General features: G+C 60.1%; 13 protein-coding genes. All 13 read right to left on the bottom strand.

Annotated elements, in window-relative coordinates; all coding sequences use genetic code 11:
• Window positions 1–66: 66 nt before the first annotated feature.
• A complete protein-coding gene (locus PQG80_RS23180) occupies window positions 67–2,760 on the bottom strand; it encodes a DUF5722 domain-containing protein (RefSeq protein ID WP_271754032.1) in 2,694 nt (897 codons plus the stop codon).
• A gap of 111 nt (window positions 2,761–2,871) precedes the next feature.
• Complete coding sequence (locus tag PQG80_RS23175) at window positions 2,872–6,114, bottom strand: glycosyl hydrolase (protein ID WP_271754031.1); 3,243 nt, start codon at window positions 6,112–6,114, stop codon at window positions 2,872–2,874.
• 12 nt (window positions 6,115–6,126) lie between these two features.
• A complete protein-coding gene (locus PQG80_RS23170) occupies window positions 6,127–7,008 on the bottom strand; it encodes a carbohydrate ABC transporter permease (RefSeq protein WP_271754030.1) in 882 nt (293 codons plus the stop codon).
• A gap of 11 nt (window positions 7,009–7,019) precedes the next feature.
• On the bottom strand, window positions 7,020–8,939 hold the full coding sequence (locus PQG80_RS23165; protein WP_271754028.1) for an ABC transporter permease subunit: 1,920 nt from the start codon (window positions 8,937–8,939) through the stop codon (window positions 7,020–7,022).
• A 75-nt stretch (window positions 8,940–9,014) separates the two neighbouring features.
• A complete protein-coding gene (locus tag PQG80_RS23160) occupies window positions 9,015–10,706 on the bottom strand; it encodes an ABC transporter substrate-binding protein (RefSeq protein WP_271754027.1) in 1,692 nt (563 codons plus the stop codon).
• Between the two features lie 127 nt (window positions 10,707–10,833).
• Entirely contained in the window at window positions 10,834–11,952 is a 1,119-nt protein-coding gene (locus tag PQG80_RS23155) for a GntR family transcriptional regulator (RefSeq protein WP_271754025.1), read from the bottom strand.
• A gap of 139 nt (window positions 11,953–12,091) precedes the next feature.
• Window positions 12,092–13,102 (bottom strand): FecCD family ABC transporter permease, encoded by a 1,011-nt coding sequence (locus PQG80_RS23150; protein ID WP_271754023.1) that lies wholly within the window; start codon window positions 13,100–13,102, stop codon window positions 12,092–12,094.
• Window positions 13,099–14,103 (bottom strand): FecCD family ABC transporter permease, encoded by a 1,005-nt coding sequence (locus PQG80_RS23145; RefSeq protein WP_271754022.1) that lies wholly within the window; start codon window positions 14,101–14,103, stop codon window positions 13,099–13,101. The genes PQG80_RS23150 and PQG80_RS23145 overlap by 4 nt, the downstream gene beginning before the upstream one ends.
• 75 nt (window positions 14,104–14,178) lie before the next feature.
• Window positions 14,179–15,213 carry an iron-hydroxamate ABC transporter substrate-binding protein gene (locus PQG80_RS23140; RefSeq protein WP_432432801.1) on the bottom strand — a complete coding sequence of 345 codons (1,035 nt, stop codon included), beginning with the start codon at window positions 15,211–15,213 and terminating at the stop codon, window positions 14,179–14,181.
• 232 nt (window positions 15,214–15,445) lie between these two features.
• Window positions 15,446–16,033, bottom strand: coding sequence for a hypothetical protein (locus PQG80_RS23135; RefSeq protein ID WP_271754021.1), 588 nt, complete (start codon window positions 16,031–16,033; stop codon window positions 15,446–15,448).
• Window positions 16,034–16,036: 3 nt separating this feature from the next.
• Complete coding sequence (locus PQG80_RS23130; protein WP_271754020.1) at window positions 16,037–16,918, bottom strand: ATP-binding cassette domain-containing protein; 882 nt, start codon at window positions 16,916–16,918, stop codon at window positions 16,037–16,039.
• 335 nt (window positions 16,919–17,253) lie between these two features.
• On the bottom strand, window positions 17,254–17,565 hold the full coding sequence (locus PQG80_RS23125; RefSeq protein WP_271754019.1) for a hypothetical protein: 312 nt from the start codon (window positions 17,563–17,565) through the stop codon (window positions 17,254–17,256).
• A gap of 208 nt (window positions 17,566–17,773) precedes the next feature.
• Window positions 17,774–21,391, bottom strand: coding sequence for a DNA-directed RNA polymerase subunit beta' (rpoC, locus tag PQG80_RS23120; protein ID WP_271754018.1), 3,618 nt, complete (start codon window positions 21,389–21,391; stop codon window positions 17,774–17,776).
• Window positions 21,392–21,454 lie beyond the last annotated feature (63 nt).

Genomic DNA, 21,454 nt, shown 5'->3' with positions numbered 1-21,454 from the left:
TAGTGAAGGGGCCCGGGCGCCGGCCATGCAGACCATGCGCCCTCATGCACGCTGTTAATCCCTCCGTCAGACGCCGAAGCCGATCTGATCGACCTGGTATTTGGCGCTCCAGAGCGCCGTCGAATCGGCGCTGAACCAGATCTTGATCTTGTCGACGCTGCCCTCGTACGGCCAAGCGCTCGTGTCCATCGAGAACTTGTTCCACGCGTTCGGCGTCAGGGTCGCTTTACCCTCCAGAATATGGGTTCCGCTGTAGAGACGCACGGTCACTTTGTATTGGGTGGCGCCGGGCGCGCTGCCGTAAGAATCGATCGCGAACTGGAACTTGGGAGCGGCAGAGGCGTTCACCGGGGAGGCGAACTTCTTCACAATGCCCTTCTCAGCCCTTGCGCCTCCCACCCCTTCGCCGGCAGCCGTGCCGATGTCCATATTGATCTCCAGCGACTTGGTTCCCGCGAACGGCGTTCCCGGCGCATTGGCGAAGCTCGACACCGAGGCTACGGACGCTGCATATTCCGATGCCGCCCATCCGTCGGTCGACGTCTCGAAGCCGGATACGGCCAGCGAAGGCGAGATCGAACCGACGGCGGTCAGGGTACCGGCGGCGGGCGCCTCCCGGTCGGCTAGCTGCCCGGCGTTGTAGCCTGGAATGACGCTCGCCCAGTCCGAGATGCCGATGATGCTTTTGGCAAAATTCGTGACCGCAGCCGACTCGCTCGTATCGATCTTTTGAAACACATCGTATACGTACTTGGGGTCCTTAGGCGCCGATGCGACGGACTTCGTAGGATCACGCGTCCACAAGCCGAGATTCAGCCCGCCCTCCTGCCCGTGATCCACGTGCCGGTGCAGGATGAACGAGTCGATGCCGCCTAGGAACTTGGCCTTATAGTAAGCGTAGGCATAAGCTGCGGCCTGCGTCTTCTGGTCGGCCAGCGAGTTGCTGAGCGAGTGGAAGCCCTGCTCCGACAGGATGATCCGGCGCTTGCTCCCGTTGTACAAGTAATCGGAAGCGGCGATATAGCCCGTCAGTACCTGCAGGTTCTTAAAAGTGACGCGAATCGTATCGGCCGAGTTGGTCGCGGTCGTATCGTTCCATACCGTCGGATCGAACAAGTCTTCCGGATACGGATGATAGGCGATATTCCAGGGAATATTGCCCTCCGCCTTGATGCGCCGGTTGAATTCGTCGAGCAGCGCCTTGCCCTTGTATGCCCGAAGGGCGTCGGTCCCGATGCTGCCGTTCCAGAAGTGGTCCAGCGAGATGTACGTTCGGCCGTTGGCATAATATTTTTTGACAGCCGTCTCGGCGATGCGGAAGGCGCGGGCGTACTGTTCCACAAAGTCCTGCAGCGTCTTGGATCCCATGTCGTACCAAGCGAATTGGGAGTTCACCTCGTTGCCGACGATATAGTTGACCGCCCGGCCGTACTGTTGGTCGGCCCTCGTATAGCGGCTCGCCAGAAATTCTATGCCGGCCTTCCAGTAGCGGATACCGTCTGCGTCCGTGACATCGATCGCTGCGACCGTCCCGCTGCCCGAGTAGCCCGGATGGGTCAGCTTGGCGTTGATCGTCCCCGTATCCGGATACAGAATGAGGATCAGGCTGACGACGACGCCGTCGTCGGACAGCGTCTTGATGTCGCGATCGAGCTGCCCCACGTAAGATGCGTTCAAATAGTAGGTCGTCCCGTCCATGACGAAAGGAACCGCGCCCGTCGCGCTATCCGAGAACAACTCGTTGAACGCGACGTTCAGCGCCGCGTGGCCGATGCCGAGCTTCTGGGCGTCGTCGATCGTCTGCACCTGCAGACCCTTGATCGAGGCGGCTGCCGGGAAGGCATACGTACTCGCCGGCGCCGTCTGCGAGGTGACGTAGGTCGGGCTCGCTACCGGCTTTTTCGTCGCATGGTCGACTACCACGAATTTGGAGTACACTTTGTCCCTGGACCCGTCGTACCTTGATCCGCTCAGCGCGAAGCTCGCGACGCCGCCGCCCGGCGTGACGGATTGCGTGGCCGCTGCCGTATAGACGGCGGTCATATCGTACTTCTCGTACGGCTGGAGCTCGATGAGGTCGAGCTGCGCTGCCGAGGATGTCGCGTACGTGCCGGACACGACGATCTGGGTCGCCGAAGCCGTCGCCTGGCTTACCGAACCCGGATAAACGGCGGGATAAGCGGAAAAGCCGACATTGTCGAGCTGATGCTTGCCAGCCCAATTGGACGCGTACGTGACGGAGCGAAAAGCGACTTCGATCTTCGTAATGGCGTTTCTGTAGCTCCAACCGCTCAGGTCCACGCCGAGCTCGTTCCAGCGGTCTCCCTGAATAGACTGCGTGGATACGAGCGTCTGACTGTTGCTGTAAAACGTAATTCTCGCCTCGAATTGGGTGTTGGACGCATTGATGCCGAAGGTGTTGAACGCACCGTGGAAGTAAGGCGTGGACGAGACGTTCAGCGCCGGAGAAAAGTTGCGGTATACCGCCCGCCAGGAGGTGCCGGGCACGCTCGCCGTCGACAGCTCCGCCATTCGATTGCCCGAATACGGTGTCGTCGGCGCGTTCGCGCTGCTCGCCACATGGGCCAGCCCGGTCACGTTGGCGCCCCACTGCCAATTGTCCGTTCCGCCCTCGAACCCGCCAATCTCCGTTTCTAGCACGGCTGCCGTCGCCCGCTCCCCGCCTCCGGCGGGCATAAACGGCAGCAGCAAAGCCAGACAGACCGTCGCGGCCAGCCATCGTTTCGATATAAGCCTCATCATGAACCTCCTCATAGTCGGTGCTTATTTATATAAAAAGAGCAAGCCGGCATCGAGAAACCAAATGCGACTTGCTCTTGCGAATGACTTTTTCCAGCGTGCCAATATAGATCAGCGGCGTTCGACTGTCAAGCGCACTTCGGTCAGGCCGCAGGGAGCGAACGAATATTCCCGCCCGGGCGGCGGGCCTTCGGCCGGCCCGTTTTTCCACATCCAAGGAGAAGCGATCCTTGCGGGCGGGCCGGCATGGTGGGGTCCCCACACGTTCTGCTGGGTAGCGGACACGACGACGGACAGCCGGTTAGCCCCGGCCGACAGCAACGCCGTGATATCCGTGACGTTCCCGCCCATATGCGCCGGCACCCGGACGCCGTTCACCAGCAGATGCGCCGCCGCCCCCAGCAGTCCTTCCAACCGAACCGCGTATCTGCAGGACGCGAGCGAATCCGCATCCGCCTCGATCGGTTCCAACGCGTATTCCACCTGCCCGCCGTAGAAGGGCAGCCCTTGGGCGGTCCAATCGCCTGGCAGCAGTCGCGGCATGCCCGCCTCGATTCGGAATCCGGATTCTGTCGGCGACACCGCGAAATCCCCGAGCAGGTACGCCGGCTCCAGCTCCAGCAGCGGATCGAATAGCGGCGCCGTCAACTTGAGTTCGTTGTCGCCCGCCGAGAGCGCGCCTGCGAGATCGTACACGCCGATCGAGCGATCCATCCAGCTCTCCGAAGGCGAAGGCGCGATCGCCCTGCCGTTGATCTCGAGCCGAAAAAATCTCGCCTGCTCGACGGCAAGACGGATGTGCCGGGGAATGGTGCCGACCGCCAGGCGGAACACCGCCTCGAAGCCTTGCGCGCTCGCGTTCCGGGCCCGCTCTAGGATGCGGCGTTTGTACTGCACGGCATTGTCCCACGGATTGTCGTCGAAGCCGTTCTCCTGATAAAGCAGGCGGCAAGCCCGGTACACGGATGCGCCCCTCATCTTGAAATGCCGGCCCGTCACATCCGCATAGTCGAGCATCAGCGCGTTGTCGCCCAGGGGAACGATCCGGTCGAAGGTCAGACTGCGCTCGACTGCGCCGGAAGGGACGGCCTCCGCGCGCATGTCTTCCGACGCTATGGCGAACGGGAGTCTAGCGGATACCTCCCCGATGGCCGCCTCGCCGTCCAGCAGCAGGTAGCAGTACGATTCTCCCTGCTCCAGGCGAAGTTCTTGGCGTGCGCCGTCGGCTGCAGTCCGGCATGCCGTCCCCCGCAGCAAATCAAGCCGCAGCGCGGCGGGCGCGTACAGGGCAAGCGTCACGGTCCGGGGCTCGGGCGCGCTGTACGCAAGAAACAATAGCCGCCCGCCTCCCGGCAGCTCCCGCGATTGGGCGGCGAGCCCTCGAATCTCGGGCCTCTCAGACGCCGCCCATGCCGCCTCTTCGCCGCCGGCGCGCTCGCTCACGTCCGCCGCGCTCAGCCCGTATCCGCTGCGCCGACGGCTGTCGGCCGTCCAGGCCGAGACGAGCGCGTCGACGGACGTGCGGTCGAACGCTTCGGGCATCCGGGCGGCCAGTGCCGCCAAGGCGTCGTCGCGCCTGCCGTCCACGAAGTCCGGGAGGCGGTCGCCCAGAACGCGCACGATGCCGCCGCCCTCGACGTAGGCTTGGAACAGACTGACCGTCGTCCGTCTCATGGACTCCATCCCCGCAGGCAAGACGATCTCGTCGTACTTCGCCGACCCGACCGTCCACCTGCCGTCCTCCGCGATCGCCCCGTGGCGCGCCATGATCTCCTCGTCGCCCAGGTCGTAATCGATGCCTGCATCCGATAGCCGTTGAAGAAGCGCCTTGTACGCCGCCACCATCTCCTCGAAGGGATGTCCCTTCGCCGCCCAGCTTGTCGTCGCCGGGTACAGATAGGCGGTCTCCGTCGGGTGGAGCAGGAGGACCCGGCGATCCGCCTTCCCTTGGGTCAATGCAAGCTGCGCCCGGGCAAAATAATCGGCCAGCTCCCTCAGCTCGTACTGCCAGGGCACGCGCCAGTCGAACGATTGCGGATGATCCCGCTTCCTCGCACCCGCGAGAGAGGCGGCCGTCAGATGCGGATTCAGGAAGTCGATGCCATGCGCGAGCAGCCAGTCTCCGATCCGCTTGAAGTCCTGCGTCGAGGCGTCGAAGCCGCCTGCGCCGAATGCCTCGCACAGCGTCCGCGCCTTGCCAAGCTGGCGAGAGACGCTCGCCGCCTCCCGCACGGTGACGAGGAGCGAATCGGTTCCGTCCGCCGCCAGCGGGCTGCACGTCAGGAAGTCGATGCCCGGCCAATCCATGAATTCGTAGAGCGACATGACGTTGGGAGAAAAACGCACCCAAGGAATCGGCCACTGGTGCTCCAGGTAATGCCCGGTGAACGCCAGGCCGTTCGCACGGCACCACTCTCCGAGGGGGATGACGTAGTTGTCCCGCCACAGCTCGAACATGACCCGGTAGTAGTCGACGCGCACCTCCCGCGAACTGCGCAGCGTGCCGGTGCCGTCCTCGGCGTCCTGGAACAGCAGCGGCAGATGCGCGATCAGATCGTAGCCGGTCCGGTCCGCAAACTGCGCGGCGAACCAGTAGGAGAAAGGAAACGCCACTTCCGCGTGGAACAGGTTGCCCGGCGACACCTCCGGCTCGTCGGTGAACACCGCCGGTATCGTCGTACCGAAGCGGTCGCCGAAGCGCGCCTTGTAGCGCTCGTGCGTCCGCTCGATAAAGACGCGCGCTACCTCCGGCCGCATAAGATCGACATAGGCGAAGCCGCCCAGCCATGCGTTCGTCTCCGCCGCGCGCCAATCATAAATCAGGTAAGAATGGCCGTACCGATCCCATTCGGACGAGGGCACCCCGTCCAGGCGGCGGGTTAGGCGGATCGCGCCTGCCGGCGTGCGCTCGAATGCGTACGCCGCGATCGGCTTTCCGGGACTCGACAGGAAGTGCGCGTTCGCGTAGGGCAGCTCGCCCGGCCCGGGACGCTCCAGTATCGTCTGGCCGGCGGACCGGCTCAGGCAGTCCGGCAGCTCGGCGGACACATGCCCGCCTCCGAAGCCGGAAGGATACGAATTTTCGTCGTAAATATAGAGCTGCAGACCTCTCTTCTCCGCTTCGTCCAGGGCAGCCGCGAAGAGGTCGAACCATTCGTCGCTCAGGTACTCGTTCACGAGACCTGGACGCGGGTGGAAGAATCCGCCGCCCATTCCCATCTCTTGCAGACGGGCGACCTGCTCCCGAATCTCGTGCTCGTCGTGCTGCCCGTTAATCGACCAGAATGGCACGGGCCGATACTTGGCCGGCGGATTCTTATACAGCTCCAGCCATTCGTATAAGCCTGTTTGCATTTGCGACTCCCCCTACATTTTCAAGGCGCCCTGAACCATCCCTTGAATGTAATACTTCATGCCCAGCGAAAAGATCACGATGAGCGGCAGCGAAGAGATAGAGTAAGCTGCGAACTGGACGCCCTTGTCCGTAATGCCGAATTGCTTGGTGAACTGCGTCAGCCCGACGCCGATCATCTGCATGTCGCTATCCCGGATCGTGAGCAGCGGCCATACGTAATCGTTGTAGGTGCCGACAGTCTGCATTATAAAAATGGTCGCCAGAATCGGGACGGATAGCGGGAGCACGATTCGGGCGAATACCGTCAGCTCCTTGGCGCCGTCGATGCGCGCGGCCTCGAACAGCGAGGAAGGAACGGCCTCCATCGAGGTTCTGCACAGGAAGGTGCCGAAGATCTGCCCCCCGGCCGCATGCGCGACGATAATCGCAAGCGGCGTGTTCGTCAGCCCGAGCTTCTCGTACCATACGAAGGCGGGGATCAGCGTGAGGATGCCCGGCACCATCATCATCGCGAGCAGCATAAGGAACAGGAATTCTTTGCCCGGAAACGCCTTCTTGGCGAACAGATAGCCCGATACCGCGGACAGTGCGACGACGAGCAAGCTCGCCCCTCCCGCGTAAAGAATCGTGTTGAGCACGTAACGCCAGATGCTGTCGAAGGCCTCCCCGTAATTCCCCCAACGGGGCGGCGAGGGAAGCGACCAAAAGCTGCCCAGAATCTGCGAATTGCTCTTAAGCGAGCTGTAAAACATGAACAGGATCGGTACGAGGGTCAAGACGATCAGCAGCGTCAGCGTCCCGATCAGCAGCGCCTGCCGGACGGCGGCCGGACGCGGCATCGGCAGGCCGACGATCGTTCTGGGCGCGCGGGTCGCGCGAACGGGTGCGGACATAGGCAACCTCCTCACTCCCGCGAGCTTCGCAGGAACTTCATATTGACGACCGTAATGACCAGGATGACGAAGAACATAGAGACGCCGAGCGCCGAGGCGTAGCCTAGCTCGTCGAACTTGGTCGCGGCGTAGTACATCTGCAGCGCGGGCACGTAGGTGGAATCCATCGGCCCCCCGCCGGTCACGATCAATATGGCGTTAAAGTCCTGAATGACGCCGATGAGCGTCAGGATGATCAGAAATTTGAACTGCCCCGCCAGCAGCGGCAGATGAATGGACCGAATGATACGCGGCAGCCGTGCGCCGTCCATCTTGGCGGCTTCGATCCATTCGTCGGGAATGCCGATCAGACCCGAATAAAGCACGAGCAGCTGCAAAATGCCGACGAACGGAAATCCGATGAAAACGACGGCCCAGATCGCGGTCTTGGGATCGCCGAGCCACGAATTCACCAGTCCGTCCAGCCCGACAGTTTCCAGGAAGCGGTTGATGAGTCCGATATTCGGGTCGTACAGGTTCTGCCAGATCAGCAGCAACGCGACGGCCGGCACGATCATGGACGTCACGAACGCCGTACGGAAGTAATATTGAAGCCGCTTATTCTTCAGGTGATAGATTAGCTCCGCCACGAACAGCGGCGGCACGATGGCCTTCAGAAGGCCCGCGACGATCAGAATGCCGAGATTGACGATGCCTTTGCCGACATAGTCGTCGCTTAAGATTCTGCGGAAGTTGTCGAGGCCCACGAACGTGGATCTGCCGCCCGGGTTCCATTCGTACAGGGAGTGGTACAAGCCGGATAGCGCCGGCACGTACATGAAGCCAATCAGCAAAATAAAAGCCGGAGACAAGCTTAGATAGATCCATTTAGCCTGCCAGATGCGTTTGAGAACGGAAAGCCGGTTATATTTTTTGAGCAGGTAGAGCGCGGCGGCGATCAACAGAAGCGCGATTGCGCCTGCGGCAGCCTGCATCATTCGCTTTTTCGACGCTTCGGACTGGGCGCCCGCTATGGCATTCTTCACGTCATAGCTGTAGACGCCGCCGTTCTCCGTCCCGCCGTACAACGTCTTGCCCTCCGCGCCGAACGCGAGCTGCGTGGCCGAAGCGGGCACCTGCGTTTGCCAGATCGTTTTGCCCGCCGAGGAGATCAGATAGAAATGACCGGCATAGTCCGCCACGCCGATCGTCTCCCCGTCCGGCGTCAGGTCGACGTCCTTGACCGAATCCGTCACGGCGATCTCGCGAAGCTTGCTGCCGTCGCGATCTAGAAGCACGACCGTCGATGAAGTCAAGCCTGCAGCCACGCGGCCTTCGTCCGATACGGCAACGCTGCCGATCGTGCCGCTCATGCCGGCCTCGAATAGCAGGGTTCCTCTGCCGTCCAGCAAGTACACGTTCTGATCCTTGCCGCCTACCGCGATATAGCCGCCGCCCGGAGCGGTCGCGACATCGGCGGCGCGCGCGCCGATCGACGTCTTGGCCAGCGTACTGCCGTCGGCCGGATCGACGAGGAGCAGGTCGGAGCTGTTCTGTATCGTCACTACCGCCGTCGTTCCGTCAGCCGACGGAGCGACGCCCTCGACGCGCTTTTTCAGGTCCCGCTTCCACAACAGCTCGCCGTTCAAGTCGAAGGCGTACAGATTGCGATCGTCGGAAGATGCCAGCAGCCGATCCGCTCCGGCGAAGCCCACGCCCGTGACGACGTTGCCGGTCTTCATGGCGGCGATCCGCTTGCCGTCCGCGCCGAACAGATACACATGCGTGTCCGAGCTGGCGACGGCAAGCAGCTTGCCGTCCGGGGACATCGCCATCGCGGTGACCGATTTTCCTTGTTCAAGATTCCACGCCGTCTGCGCCCAAACTCTCGCCGGCGCGAGCAGCATACATAGCGCTATTAAGGCCCAGCCCAGCTTCCAGGTTTTCCGCAAGTCATCACCCTCTCCGATGCTCCGAAGCGGAGCGTTCCGCGCGGACGGACGCCGTCCGCGCGAGACGCTTCGTTCTTATTTTCTCTCCGGCGGCTGGCGCTCCGGCGTCTCCAGATCGGACAGCTCCTTCTTCTTGTCCTTCAGCGCGGCCTCCAGATACTTGTCGACCGTCGCTTGATATTTGGCCAAGTACTGATCGATCGTGATCTTTCCGCCGAAGTACTGCTGGATCAGACCTACCCATTCCTGCACGGACGGCTGGTAATCCCACAAGCCGCGTGCCAGCATGTTGTTCGCGCTGGTGAAGCCTTCGGTATTCCCGATCGGCTCGAAGTTCGCGAACGCCTTCGCCATCTCCTCGGGCAGCTCGATGTCCTTCAGCGCCGGCGCTCCGGCGATCGAGGCATCCTTGCTGTTCTGGATGGCGGTCACGTACACCTTGTAGCCTTCCGGACTCGTCAGATACATCATGAAGTCCACGCCCAGCTCGGTTTGCTTGGCATCCTTGGACACGAGTCCATAGAATCCGATCGGGATCTGGATCGTGCGGGCGGGGGCCAGCACTCCTTCGCCCTCCATCGACGGCATGTTGAAAAATCCGTATTCGAACGCCTTCGCGCCTCCCGTGGAGCCGGACTTCTTCTCGTCGGCCAGATCCTTCGGCAACTGCCAGTACGACCCGGGCGTCGTGAGCATCGTCGCGGCCTTGCCGGTCAGGAACAGGCTGTATGCTTGATCCGCGTTTACGCCGAAAAATCCGGGCTCGGTGTATTGGAACAGCGTCTTCAGATTTTCCATGAACGTCTTCCACTGCGGATTGCCTTCGATTTTAAAAGGCCCCGTCTTGTCTTTGATCGCCTTCCATACGCGAAGATCGTTTTTGGTCACGTTGCTGTTGGAGTCGTTGTACGGATCGGTCGGATCGTACTTCCAGACGTCGTCCATCCCGGGCACGAAGTTATAGTCGTTCGGCTGCGACCGGATGACGTTAACCGAGTCGCGCATATATTGATCGCCGTACACGCGTACGAGCCAGCCCGCCTCGCCGCTCCACATGGAGTTGGAGTTGCCCGCGAGGGACAGCGGGATATAACCGGCCGCTTTGATTTTTTTGAACGCTTCGATCAGCTCGTTAAATGTCTTTGGCGCCTCCGGCACGCCGGATTTGTCGAAGATCTCCTTGTTGTACAGCCAAACGATTTGAACCGACTCGAAATTAAGCGGATACAAGTGATCGTTTTCCCCAAGCGCGTCCAAGTTGATGCCCATCGTGCCGAGATCAAGGCTCTCCTTCCATGCCTTGCCGGTATACGGGTTGTTCTTGTCCAGCCATGGCAAGAAATCGACGAACTTTTTGTCGTCCTGCAGGCTGCCGACTTCGTTGATGACCGCGAGATCCACGTCCGGCGTACCGGCAGCGAATTGGGAGGTGAGCCATTCCTTGTAACCGTCCATCGGTTTGTTGTCGACGGTGATCTTCACGCCCGGATGCTTGACCATGTAGGCATCGGCGACTGCGTTCCATACGGAGGCGGAGGCATTGGGCAGCGATATTTTGAAGGTCCCCGAAAGCTCCGAGGCGACTGGCGCAGATGCCGATGCCGACGCGGATGGAGATGCCGACGCAGAGGGAGCTGCCGGAGAATTGCTGGAATCGCTTTCAATCGGAGACGAAGAAGCATCGCCGTTGCCGTTCGAGCATGCAGCGACCATAGCGATCGCTAGCGTTGAGCCGACTGCGGGCAACCATTTGTTCAAGGCTCTCATAGGACCTCTCCTCAACTTTATTAAGTATACTTGCACTTATTAATATATACTTTGAAAGAAGATTATTCAAGAAAAATAAAAAAAGACGGCCTAGGCCGTCTATTCATGCTTCCGTATCGGATCCGTTTCAATCTTCTGGATTCCATTCGGTGGTGCTGTCCCGGATAATCAGGCTGGGCACGATTTCGTCCTTGCTGAATTCTTTGTCGCCTGCGATCTCGCCCTCGAGCAGCAACTCGACCGCTCTTTTGCCGACGCGGTACGTGTTCTGATTGATGGACGTCAGGCCGGGACGAACGTAACTGCTGACGAACAGATCGTCATAACCAACCAGACTGACGTCTCCCGGAACGACAAGATTTCTGCGCTCTGCCGCCTTCATCGCGCCAAACGCCTTGATATCGCTCGTCAGGAAGACCGCGGTCGGCGGCGCGTCCAGGTCCATGAGCCGGTCGAAGCCCTGGGCGCCCGAGTCCGCTTGCTCCATGCTTCCTTCGATGACGACGACCAGCGCCGGGTCGAACTCGATCTTATACTGCGACAGCGCCAGCTTGTAGCCCTGGAACCGCAGCGAGAACTCCTGGTTAAGGCCCGCGAGCGAGCTGCCGGTCAGCACGATGCCGATACGCCGGTGACCGATCGAGAGCAGGTGCTGGGTGGCGAGGTATCCTCCTGTCATATTGTCGACGATGACATACGGAATCTGGAGATGAGGAAAGTAAAAATGAACCGTCACGATTTTACGGCCTTCGCTCTTCCAGCCTGCCACGATATCGGCCGATACGAAGTCCGTCTCCATCGCCCCGGGCAACAGCACCAGGCCGGAGCGTTCGGGATTGGGCGGCAGCTTTTCGCGTTCTCCGATATCCCACATCTGGAACTGCACCTGGTTCTCCTCGCACTTCTCGTGCAGGCCCCGCAACAGGTCGGCGAAAAAGCCATGGTTGAACTGTTCGACGGGCAGGGCGTGATAGATTAAATAAATGGTCTCGATGCGCGATTCGGCGCCGGAGGTCTCGGCATAAAACCTGCTGACGTACGAACCTTTGCCTCTGACTCTGTAAATCATGCCTTCTTGGGCTAGTTCGGTCAAAGCGCGGCGCGACGTGATCTCGCTCGTCTCATATATTCTGGCCAGCTCGATCTGAGAAGGAATCGGTTCCTCGGTCGAGATCTCGCCGTTTAATATTTTCTTTTTAATGTCGTCAACGATCAATTGATATCTCGGAGTCTTTATCGTCTTCATGCTGCCAATCGCTCCCCCCGTCACAAGATTAGTATACTTTACTGATTATTTCATTGCAAAGTATATTTCGGACGGGAAAGAATAAGCCTAATTGAACGGAGCGCGGACAGGCATAAGCAAAAATCAGTCCGTTCGCGCCTCAGACCCGCCTCAGCAGCAGATAAACGAAATACGGCGCGCCGATAAAGGAAACGACGATGCCGGCGGCGACGCCTTGCGAATTCCCCAGATTGCGGCCGATCGTATCCGCCAGCAGCAGCAGGAAACCGCCGGTCAGCACGGCTACGGGCACGAAGCGCTGATAGCGCGGTCCGACCAGCGACTTGGCGATATGCGGCGCCATCAGCCCGATGAACGCGATGCCGCCCGTGACGGCCACGGCCGAGGCGGCGAGCGCCACGGAGGCGACAAGCAGGCCGACGCGCTCCCGGGCGATCGGCACCCCGGTGCCGATCGCGGTCGCGTCGTTGAGCGACAGCAGGTTCAGCGTGTTGGACTTATACAGCGTATACGGCAGCAGCACGACAAGCCATGGCAGCTGCGCCCACAGGAAGGTCCAGTCCGTCCCCCATACGTTGCCGGCGAGCCAGCGGGAGATGAAGTCGACTTTGTAGATATCGACCGCGGAAGTGATGAACACCATCAGGCCGGAAAATGCCAACGAAAAGCCGATGCCGACTAAAACTAGACGCATCGGATGAAGTCCCGATTGCCTATCGTAGGAAAAAGCGTAGAGCAGCGCGGCCGTCGCCATCGCGCCTAGGAAGGCGGATACCGGGATTACATACACGAATGAACCCGGTTCGGCAGGGATCAGCAGGAAGCTGATCGCCACGCCGATGCCGGCGCCTGAATTAATGCCCAGAATGCCCGGATCGGCCAGGTCGTTGTTGGTGATCCCCTGCAGGATCGAGCCGGACAGCGCGAGCGCCATGCCGGCCACGGCCACGATGCAGATGCGGGGCAGGCGCAGATCGAACAGGACAAACTTTTCCTTGAAGCTGCCGTGCCCGAGTATCGTCGGGATGATCCGCCCGTAAGAGACGGACGAAGATCCGAGACCGAGACTGACGACAATCGTCAGGAGCGTCAAAGCGACGAGCGATACGACGATAATCTGCTGTTTGCGAAGCGAACGCGTGTCGGTCATGGCGTCGTCTTCACCCCTTTGCGCACGATGAACAGGAAGAACGGCAGCCCCATGATCGCGATGATGGACGCCATAGGCGGTTCGTACGGCGCGATGACCGTCCGCGCTATCGTATCGGCGGCCAGCATGAATATCGCCCCGACGATCGCGGACATCGGCACAACTTTGCGATAGTCCGTGCCTACGAGCATTCGCACCATATGCGGAATCATGAGACCGACGAACGCCATATTGCCGATCAGCGCCACCGATGCGCCCGTCAATACGATAACGGCCGCATACAGCACGAATTTGATCTGGCCGGTGCGCAGCCCGAGCCCGATCGCCGCTTCCTCGTTCGCGCTCAGCAGGGTCAGCGCCTTGCCCAGCACGATGGCCGCCAGGATGCCGAGCCCTATGAAAGGCGAGATCGTCTGGATCTGCCCCCAAGTCGTGCCGATCAGGCCGCCCGCCGTCCACATCGATATGTTCTTGGAAATCTTGAACGCGAGGCCGATGCCTTCCGACACGGCGTACAGAAAGGCCGACACGGCGGAGCCCGCCAGCACCATCCGCATCGGAGACATGCCGCCCTTGCGCGCGGCGCCGATGCCCAGCACCAACACCGCGCCTACACCCGCGCCGATGAAGCACGCGATCATCATGCCGAAGTAACCGACGGACGGCATCGTCGCCATCGTGAACGCCAGAGCCGCGCTTGCGCCCGCGGATAGACCGATGATTCCCGGGTCGGCCAGCGGATTGCGCGTCAGGCCCTGCATGACGGCGCCCGCCACGCCTAGCGCCGCTCCGATGATCATGCCCGCCGTCTCGCGGGGCAGCCGCAATTCGCGCAGGGGGGTAAGCCTTTCTCCCGCCTCCCGGGTGGTCAGAGCGAGCCACACGTCGTTGACGGTCGTATCCTTGGCGCCGAATATCATGGAGACCGTGAACATGCATGCCAGCGCGATCAATCCCGCGACGAGCGTCACGGCAAACTTCATTTTTCTGTTCGAGTTCATCAGCCGCTCCGCTTTCTATTAAAAATAGGAAAGGGGAACCTCGCTCGGTCGCGAAATTCCCGCTTCATCCGTGAGTTAGTTACCGAGGAACTTTTCCTTGAAAAACGCCAGCTGCCATTCGAGCGTCATCGCGTCGTTGAAGTAGAACGTTCGCGAATCGACTTCATACACGCGGTTGTTTTTCACCGCAGGTATGTTTTTGTAGGTCTCGGTCTTTTGAAAGGAAGTGTCGGCTCCCGGGTCCTTGCTCAGAATGATGTAATCGCCGGCGTAATCCGGCAGCACCTCTGCGGACAGGGTGAAGTATCCGTCCTTCGCGGTCGATTCTTTGACCTTCGGCTGCATGTTGAGACCCATCAGCTGAAACAGGATCTCCGTGCCGCGGCCCCAGGCGTCTCCGAACGTGTACACTTCCTTATCGTACGCCTCCATGACCGACACGGTCGCGTCCGGACCGATCTTCGCCTTGATCTCTTCCCCCGCCGCGGTCGCCCGCTGCTTGAAATCGTCGATCCAAGCCTGCGCTTCCTTCTCCTTGTTCAGCGCCTTGCCGATCTCCAGATGCTGGGTCAGATAGTCGACTTTATTATAGGTATACGTGACAAGCGGCGCGATCTGCTTCAGCTTATCCTGATTTTTGGAATCCGAGGAGCCGATGATGAGATCGGGCTGCAGCTCGATAATTTTCTCCAGATCTTCGTCCGACACCTCGGTCACGCCTTGAAGCTTGTCGGCGAAGCGCGGATTCGCGACCGACCACGAGTCTACGCCGACCAGCGGCACGCCCAACTGAAGCACGTCTCCCGTGTAGCCCGACAGCACGATTACCCGCTGAGGGTTCGCGGGGACCTCGACCGGTCCCGCTTCGGATTGATACGTGATCGTACCGGTCTGCGCTTCGGCGGACGGGCTGGCCGAAGGACTTGCGGACGCGCTCTGGGACGCGCTGGCGGTTGCTGCCGGTTGGCTGCTCGCTGCAGGCGATGAATGGTTCCCATTGTTACTGTTGCCGCACGCGGCCAGCGCGAACACCGCGGCCATCATAGCGAACAGAAGAAGACCTCTGCCCCGCTTGCTTCGGTTCATTCGAAAAAACGACTGTCTTTTCATTTCTTTGCCCCCAAATATTAATGATTATCATTATCATTGATAACGTTTATCATTACTTTAGGGTGTTTAGCCTATTTTGTCAATGATTAAATGCGCATTTTCCCGAGCCCTCTCGGCTAGAACTTATGCCGGGAGGCCCGAAGCACGAATCCTCCGCTCAACAGTGCCGCATACGCAAACGCATACAAAATCATACCTGCCGTCTCCCATTCCGAGTATCGATCTTGTCTCGTCAGGACCTCGGATACGAGACCCGACGGCGGCAGCAGCCAGCGTACGCAGCCCGCACTAGCATGAACACGCTCGAGCGCTGGGCCCGAAGCGAGCGACAGCACGAGAACGCCATCAGCGCCGGCAGCGAGGCTTGAGATTTGCCAAACCCCCGTTCGGTGAACCAGAGCGAGATGCCCATGCCGAGAACGAATAGGCCCGCATGCGCGAATAATGCCGCGATCCACTCTCCCGCCGCGGGCGCCCGTTCGAATTTGCCGGCAAGGGCCGGATACAGGACGGCGAACAGCGCGAGCAGCAAGCCGACGAAGGTCATCAACAGCAGCTTGGACAGGTGATAGTTGTTCGCGCTGCCGGCGTGCAAGGCGGTCACCGGCTGTTGGGCGCCCGGCTCCAGATCCGCGAAGCCGAAGGCGATCCAGGCGGAGACGACGAATAGCCAGACGGCGGAAAACGCATAGCTCTCCATGACCGGGTTCGGCGTAAGCGTGTAAATAAAAAGGAGAAACCCCACGTATGCGATCACAGGTGCCACGTAGCGGTAAGATCTCGTATAGTAAGCCAAATGATAACCTATTAGCGGCAGCATGCTTCAGATCATCCTTCCCGTTCCCATGGCTACGGAATCGACCGAGGCGCCTGCCTCCAGCAGCTCGCGCAGCAGTGCGTCGCTCCGCTCGGCATCGGCCCAATAGACGGCTGTCGTCCGGTCTTCCAGCCGGTATTGCAGCATGCCGGACAAGCGTCCGAGCGCCGCCGCTTCCGTCTCTCTTCCCGCCGGCCATCGGCAGACAATCCGTCGCCAGTATATCTCTCCGACCGAGAGCGGCGAATCCTCGACCGCAACGATCCGCCCGTCGCTAATACTGATAATGCGATCCGCCCATTGGCGGAGTATGGCATGCTCGTGACCGGCGACGACGACGGCCATTCCTTCTAGCCTTAGGCTCCTAAGCATGCCGCCGAGCACGCTCTGCGCCTCCTCGTCCAAACCGCCGATCGGCTCGTCCAACAGGAGAAGCTCGGGCTCGCCAAGCAGCGCCTGCACGAGATTCACCTTTTGGAGCATCCCTTTCGAGAAATACCTCATCTGCTGCCCTGGCCGATCCCTCAGATTTACCTGTTCGAGCAGCTCCTCGATTCTCCGCAATCTCGTCGCGGCATCCAGTCCCCGTATCGCGGCCATATGGTTCAAATATTCCCGTGCCGTGAATTTAAGCTTCGGGAGATGATCCGGCGCATATCCGATGACCATTCTGTCTCCTCCGCCGCCGCCGTTAAGCTCCCTTGTGCCCGAGGATAGCGCAGAGAGCCCTGCCAGCAATTTTAGCAGCGTGCTCTTGCCTGAGCCGTTGGGTCCCGTTATGGCCACGGTTTCTCCCCGGTTCAGCGCTATCGAGACATCGTCCAAAACCGCTTTTCCTTTATAATGCTTGCTCGCCTTCTCGAGCCGGAGTATGGCGTTCGTACGCAAAGGCCCTTCACTTCCGTTCTTTAACGGTCATATACGTTAATACTATTAAATCTAAAGGGCGTTTCACAATGCGTTTATTCACACTCGAGGCGGGTTTATCCCAAGGTTGTGGGCAGTTTGGGGAAATGTAGGCGCATTTGCAATCCTTTCTGCGTTATTCACAGGCGCATAACCGCTCACCCGGCTCATCCCCGTGGACAATCCGGACGTATAATCCGTCATCCACATGTGGACAATCCCGCCGCACGCCAAATAGCCCGTCCCACGCTTCTCCAGTCGAGAAGGCGGACAGGCTTCGCGGACGATATGCGGTGCGCGCTACAAACGACGACCGCTCAAAAGGAATCGAGGAAAAAGGTAACATATACCGCCGGCAGCAGCCAAATAAGCGGAATGAAATTACACCAGACCGCTCCCCTGAACTTGCGCTTGTGGTAGAGCACCCAGCTCAAGGCGATGCTGACGATCAGGCCGAGCGGGTAAGCCCATACGAATACGACAACGGCGATCGGCCACGCGGTCTCGACCGAATCCGGCGAATCGAAAATCATGAACGACATCAAGGCGACGATCAGCCAAGGAATGACGAGCAGGACAAAAATAAATTGACTTACAAGCAGCGTCGCGGATGCTCTTGTATTTTTCATGGCGGCTAGGCTCCCTTGTCCCCATCATGAAGGCAACGGCGCAGTCTCCCGCGCTACCGCTCTCATTCGGGGCTTTTTTAGAGTTTACCCGATTCTACTCGCGTTCGTAAACGCCGGCCGGCATAGTGGCCTCCTCGGCAGGTATCCCGTACAGCGCAAAAAAAGACTGCCGGACGGATGCCCGGCAGTCTTTTTCGTCACAGAAGCGTTACTCGGCCGATACCGGTTCCAGTTCCGCTTCGTCTTCGTAGCCCTCTTCGGTCGGATCGACGACGCGGATGTTGCGGTAACGCGACATCCCCGTGCCCGCCGGAATGAGCTTGCCGATGATGACATTCTCCTTCAGGCCGAGCAGGCGGTCGACCTTGCCCTTGATGGCTGCGTCCGTGAGGACGCGGGTCGTCTCTTGGAACGAGGCAGCCGAGAGGAACGAGTCGGTCTCGAGCGATGCCTTGGTGATGCCGAGCAGGACCGGACGCGCGACCGCAGGCTCGTTGCCTGCAAAGATCGCTTCGCGGTTCGCCGCTTCGTATTCATGCACGTCGACGAAGGATCCAGGCAGCAGCGTCGTATCCCCGGGATCGACGATCCGGATCTTCCGAAGCATCTGCTTGATCATAACTTCAACGTGCTTATCGTTGATCTCAACGCCCTGGTTCCGGTATACGCGCTGTACTTCCTGCAGAATGTAGTTCTGCACGCCGCGTACGCCCTTAATGCGGAGCATTTCCTTCGGATCGATCGAACCGTCGGTGAGCTCGTCGCCTGCCTCGATGTGCAGACCTTCGTAGACGCGGATCCGGGAGCCGTAAGTGACAGGATAGACCTTGGTCTCGGCATCCCCCTGCACTTCGATCTCGCGGCGATCCTTGGTCTCGCGAATCTCCTTGACGACGCCGTCGATCTCGGAGATGACCGCTTGGCCCTTCGGATTCCGGGCTTCGAAAAGCTCCTGAATACGCGGCAGACCTTGCGTGATATCGTCTCCGGCAACGCCGCCGGTGTGGAACGTACGCATCGTCAGCTGGGTGCCCGGCTCGCCGATCGATTGGGCGGCGATGATGCCGACCGCTTCGCCGATCTCGACCTTCTTGCCCGTCGCCAGGTTGCGGCCGTAACACATCTTGCACACGCCGTGGCGGGCGCGGCAGCTCAGCACGGAGCGGATCTGCAGCTTCTCCACGCCTGCGCGGATCAGTTCTTCCGCCTTCGGCGTATCGATCAGATCGTTGCGGCCGACGATGATCTCGCCGGTCTCCGGATGACGGATCGTCTCGAACGCGTAGCGTCCTTCGATCCGGTCGAACAGCTCCTCGATGACTTCCTTGCCGTCCTCGATGCGGCTGACGATAATGCCCTTGTCCGTGCCGCAATCTTCTTCGCGGACGATGACGTCCTGCGCGACGTCGACGAGACGGCGGGTCAGGTAGCCCGAGTCGGCGGTACGAAGCGCCGTATCGGCCAGACCTTTACGCGCTCCGTGCGTCGAGATGAAGTACTCGAGGACCGTCAGGCCTTCGCGGAAGTTCGACTTGATCGGGAGCTCGAAGATACGGCCCGACGGCGTTGCCATCAGACCCCGCATGCCGCCCAGCTGGGTGATCTGCGACTTGTTGCCCCGCGCCTTGGAGTCGACCATGAGCATGATGGAGTTGTAGCGGTCCATCGATTTCATGAGCACTTCCGTGATCTCGTCCTTCGTCTTCGACCAGATGTCGATAACGCGGTCGTAGCGCTCGCTGTCCGTGATCAGACCGCGGCGATACTGGTTCGATATCGTCTTGACGGCTTCGTCGGATTTCTTCAGGATCTCGACCTTTTCCACAGGCACCGTGACGTCCGATACGGCGACCGTGATGCCCGCGCGGGTCGAGTAAGTGAAGCCGAGCTGCTTGATGTCGTCGAGAATGATCGACGTCTTCATCGTATGGTAGATGCGGAAGCACTCGCCGATGATATTGCCGAGATATTCCTTGCCTACTGCGCCAGGCGTAGGGATATCCTGCATGATCTGGTCGAGATTTGCGCCCTTGTCATAGATGAAGTACTTCTCCGGCGTACCCTTCAGCAGATTGTCCTTGGTCGCCTCGTTGATGTACGGGAACGTATCCGGGAAAATCTCGTTGAAAATGATCTTGCCGATCGTCGTCACGAGCAATGCGTCTTGCTGCTTCTCGTTAAACGTCTTCTTGTTCAATGCCTTGACCGGAATGACGACGCGCGCATGAAGATCGGCTGCGCCGCGTTGGTACGCGGATACGGCTTCGTTCACTTCGGCGAGGCGCATGCCCGCGCCATGCGCGTCCTTATTGTCCATCGTCAGATAGTAGCATCCGAGAACCATATCCTGCGAAGGCGTGACGACAGGCTTGCCGTCCTTCGGGTTCAGGATATTGCCGGACGCCAGCATAAGCAGGCGCGCTTCAGCCTGCGCTTCTGCCGACAACGGCACGTGGACCGCCATCTGGTCGCCGTCGAAGTCGGCGTTGTAGGCCGTACAGACGAGCGGATGCAGCTTGATCGCGCGGCCTTCGACCAGGATCGGTTCGAACGCCTGGATGCCCAGACGGTGAAGCGTAGGGGCGCGGTTCAGCAGAACCGGATGCTCCTTGATGACTTCTTCGAGCACGTCCCATACTTCCGGGCTGACGCGTTCGACTTTGCGCTTCGCGCTCTTGATGTTGTGCGCCTGGCCCTTGAGCACGAGCTCCTTCATGACGAACGGCTTGAACAGCTCGAGCGCCATTTCCTTCGGCAGACCGCATTGGTACATCTTCAGGCTCGGCCCGACGACGATAACGGAACGTCCGGAATAGTCGACGCGCTTACCGAGCAGATTCTGACGGAAGCGGCCTTGCTTGCCCTTCAGCATATGGCTGAGGGACTTCAGCGGACGGTTGCCGGGGCCCGTGACCGGGCGGCCGCGGCGGCCGTTGTCGATCAGGGCGTCGACGGCTTCCTGCAGCATCCGCTTTTCGTTCTGTACGATGATGTCCGGCGCGCCCAGGTCGAGCAGGCGCTTCAGACGGTTGTTCCGGTTGATGACGCGGCGGTACAGATCGTTAAGGTCGGAGGTCGCGAAGCGGCCGCCGTCCAGCTGTACCATCGGACGAAGCTCCGGCGGGATGACCGGCAGCACGTCGAGGATCATCCAGTCCGGCAGGTTGCCGGAGTTGCGGAACGATTCGACGACTTCGAGACGCTTGATCGCGCGGTTGCGGCGTTGGCCTTGCGCCGTGCGGAGCTCTTCCTTCAACATTTCGAGCTCGCGGTCGAGATCGATGTCCTGCAGCAGCTTTTTCACCGCTTCGGCGCCCATGCCGGCGCTGAACGCGTAGCCGTATTTCTCGCGGTAGCTGCGGTATTCCTTCTCGGACAGAAGCTGCTTCTTCTCAAGCGGCGTGTCGCCCGGATCCGTCACGACGTAAGATGCGAAGTAGATGATCTCTTCGAGCGAACGCGGCGACATGTCGAGGGCGAGGCCCATGCGGCTCGGAATGCCTTTGAAATACCAGATATGCGAAACCGGAGCGGCGAGCTCGATGTGGCCCATGCGCTCGCGGCGCACCTTCGCGCGGGTGACTTCGACGCCGCAGCGGTCGCACACGACGCCCTTGTAACGGACGCGCTTGTACTTGCCGCAATGGCATTCCCAGTCCTTGGTCGGCCCGAAGATCTTTTCGCAGAAAAGACCTTCTTTCTCCGGCTTAAGGGTACGATAGTTAATCGTTTCAGGCTTTTTGACTTCGCCTCGGGACCATGAACGGATCTTGTCCGGGGAAGCTAGCCCGATCTTCATAAACTCGAAATTGTTAACGTCTAACAAGGAGCAAGCCCTCCTTCATCGTGGCTCGGATTACGTTGCGATTGACGAACGGTCGTGACGATC

It is taken from the genome of Cohnella rhizoplanae, assembly GCF_948329515.1.
In the GTDB taxonomy this organism is placed as follows: domain Bacteria; phylum Bacillota; class Bacilli; order Paenibacillales; family Paenibacillaceae; genus Cohnella; species Cohnella rhizoplanae.
This window is presented reverse-complemented; position numbering and strand designations above follow the sequence as displayed.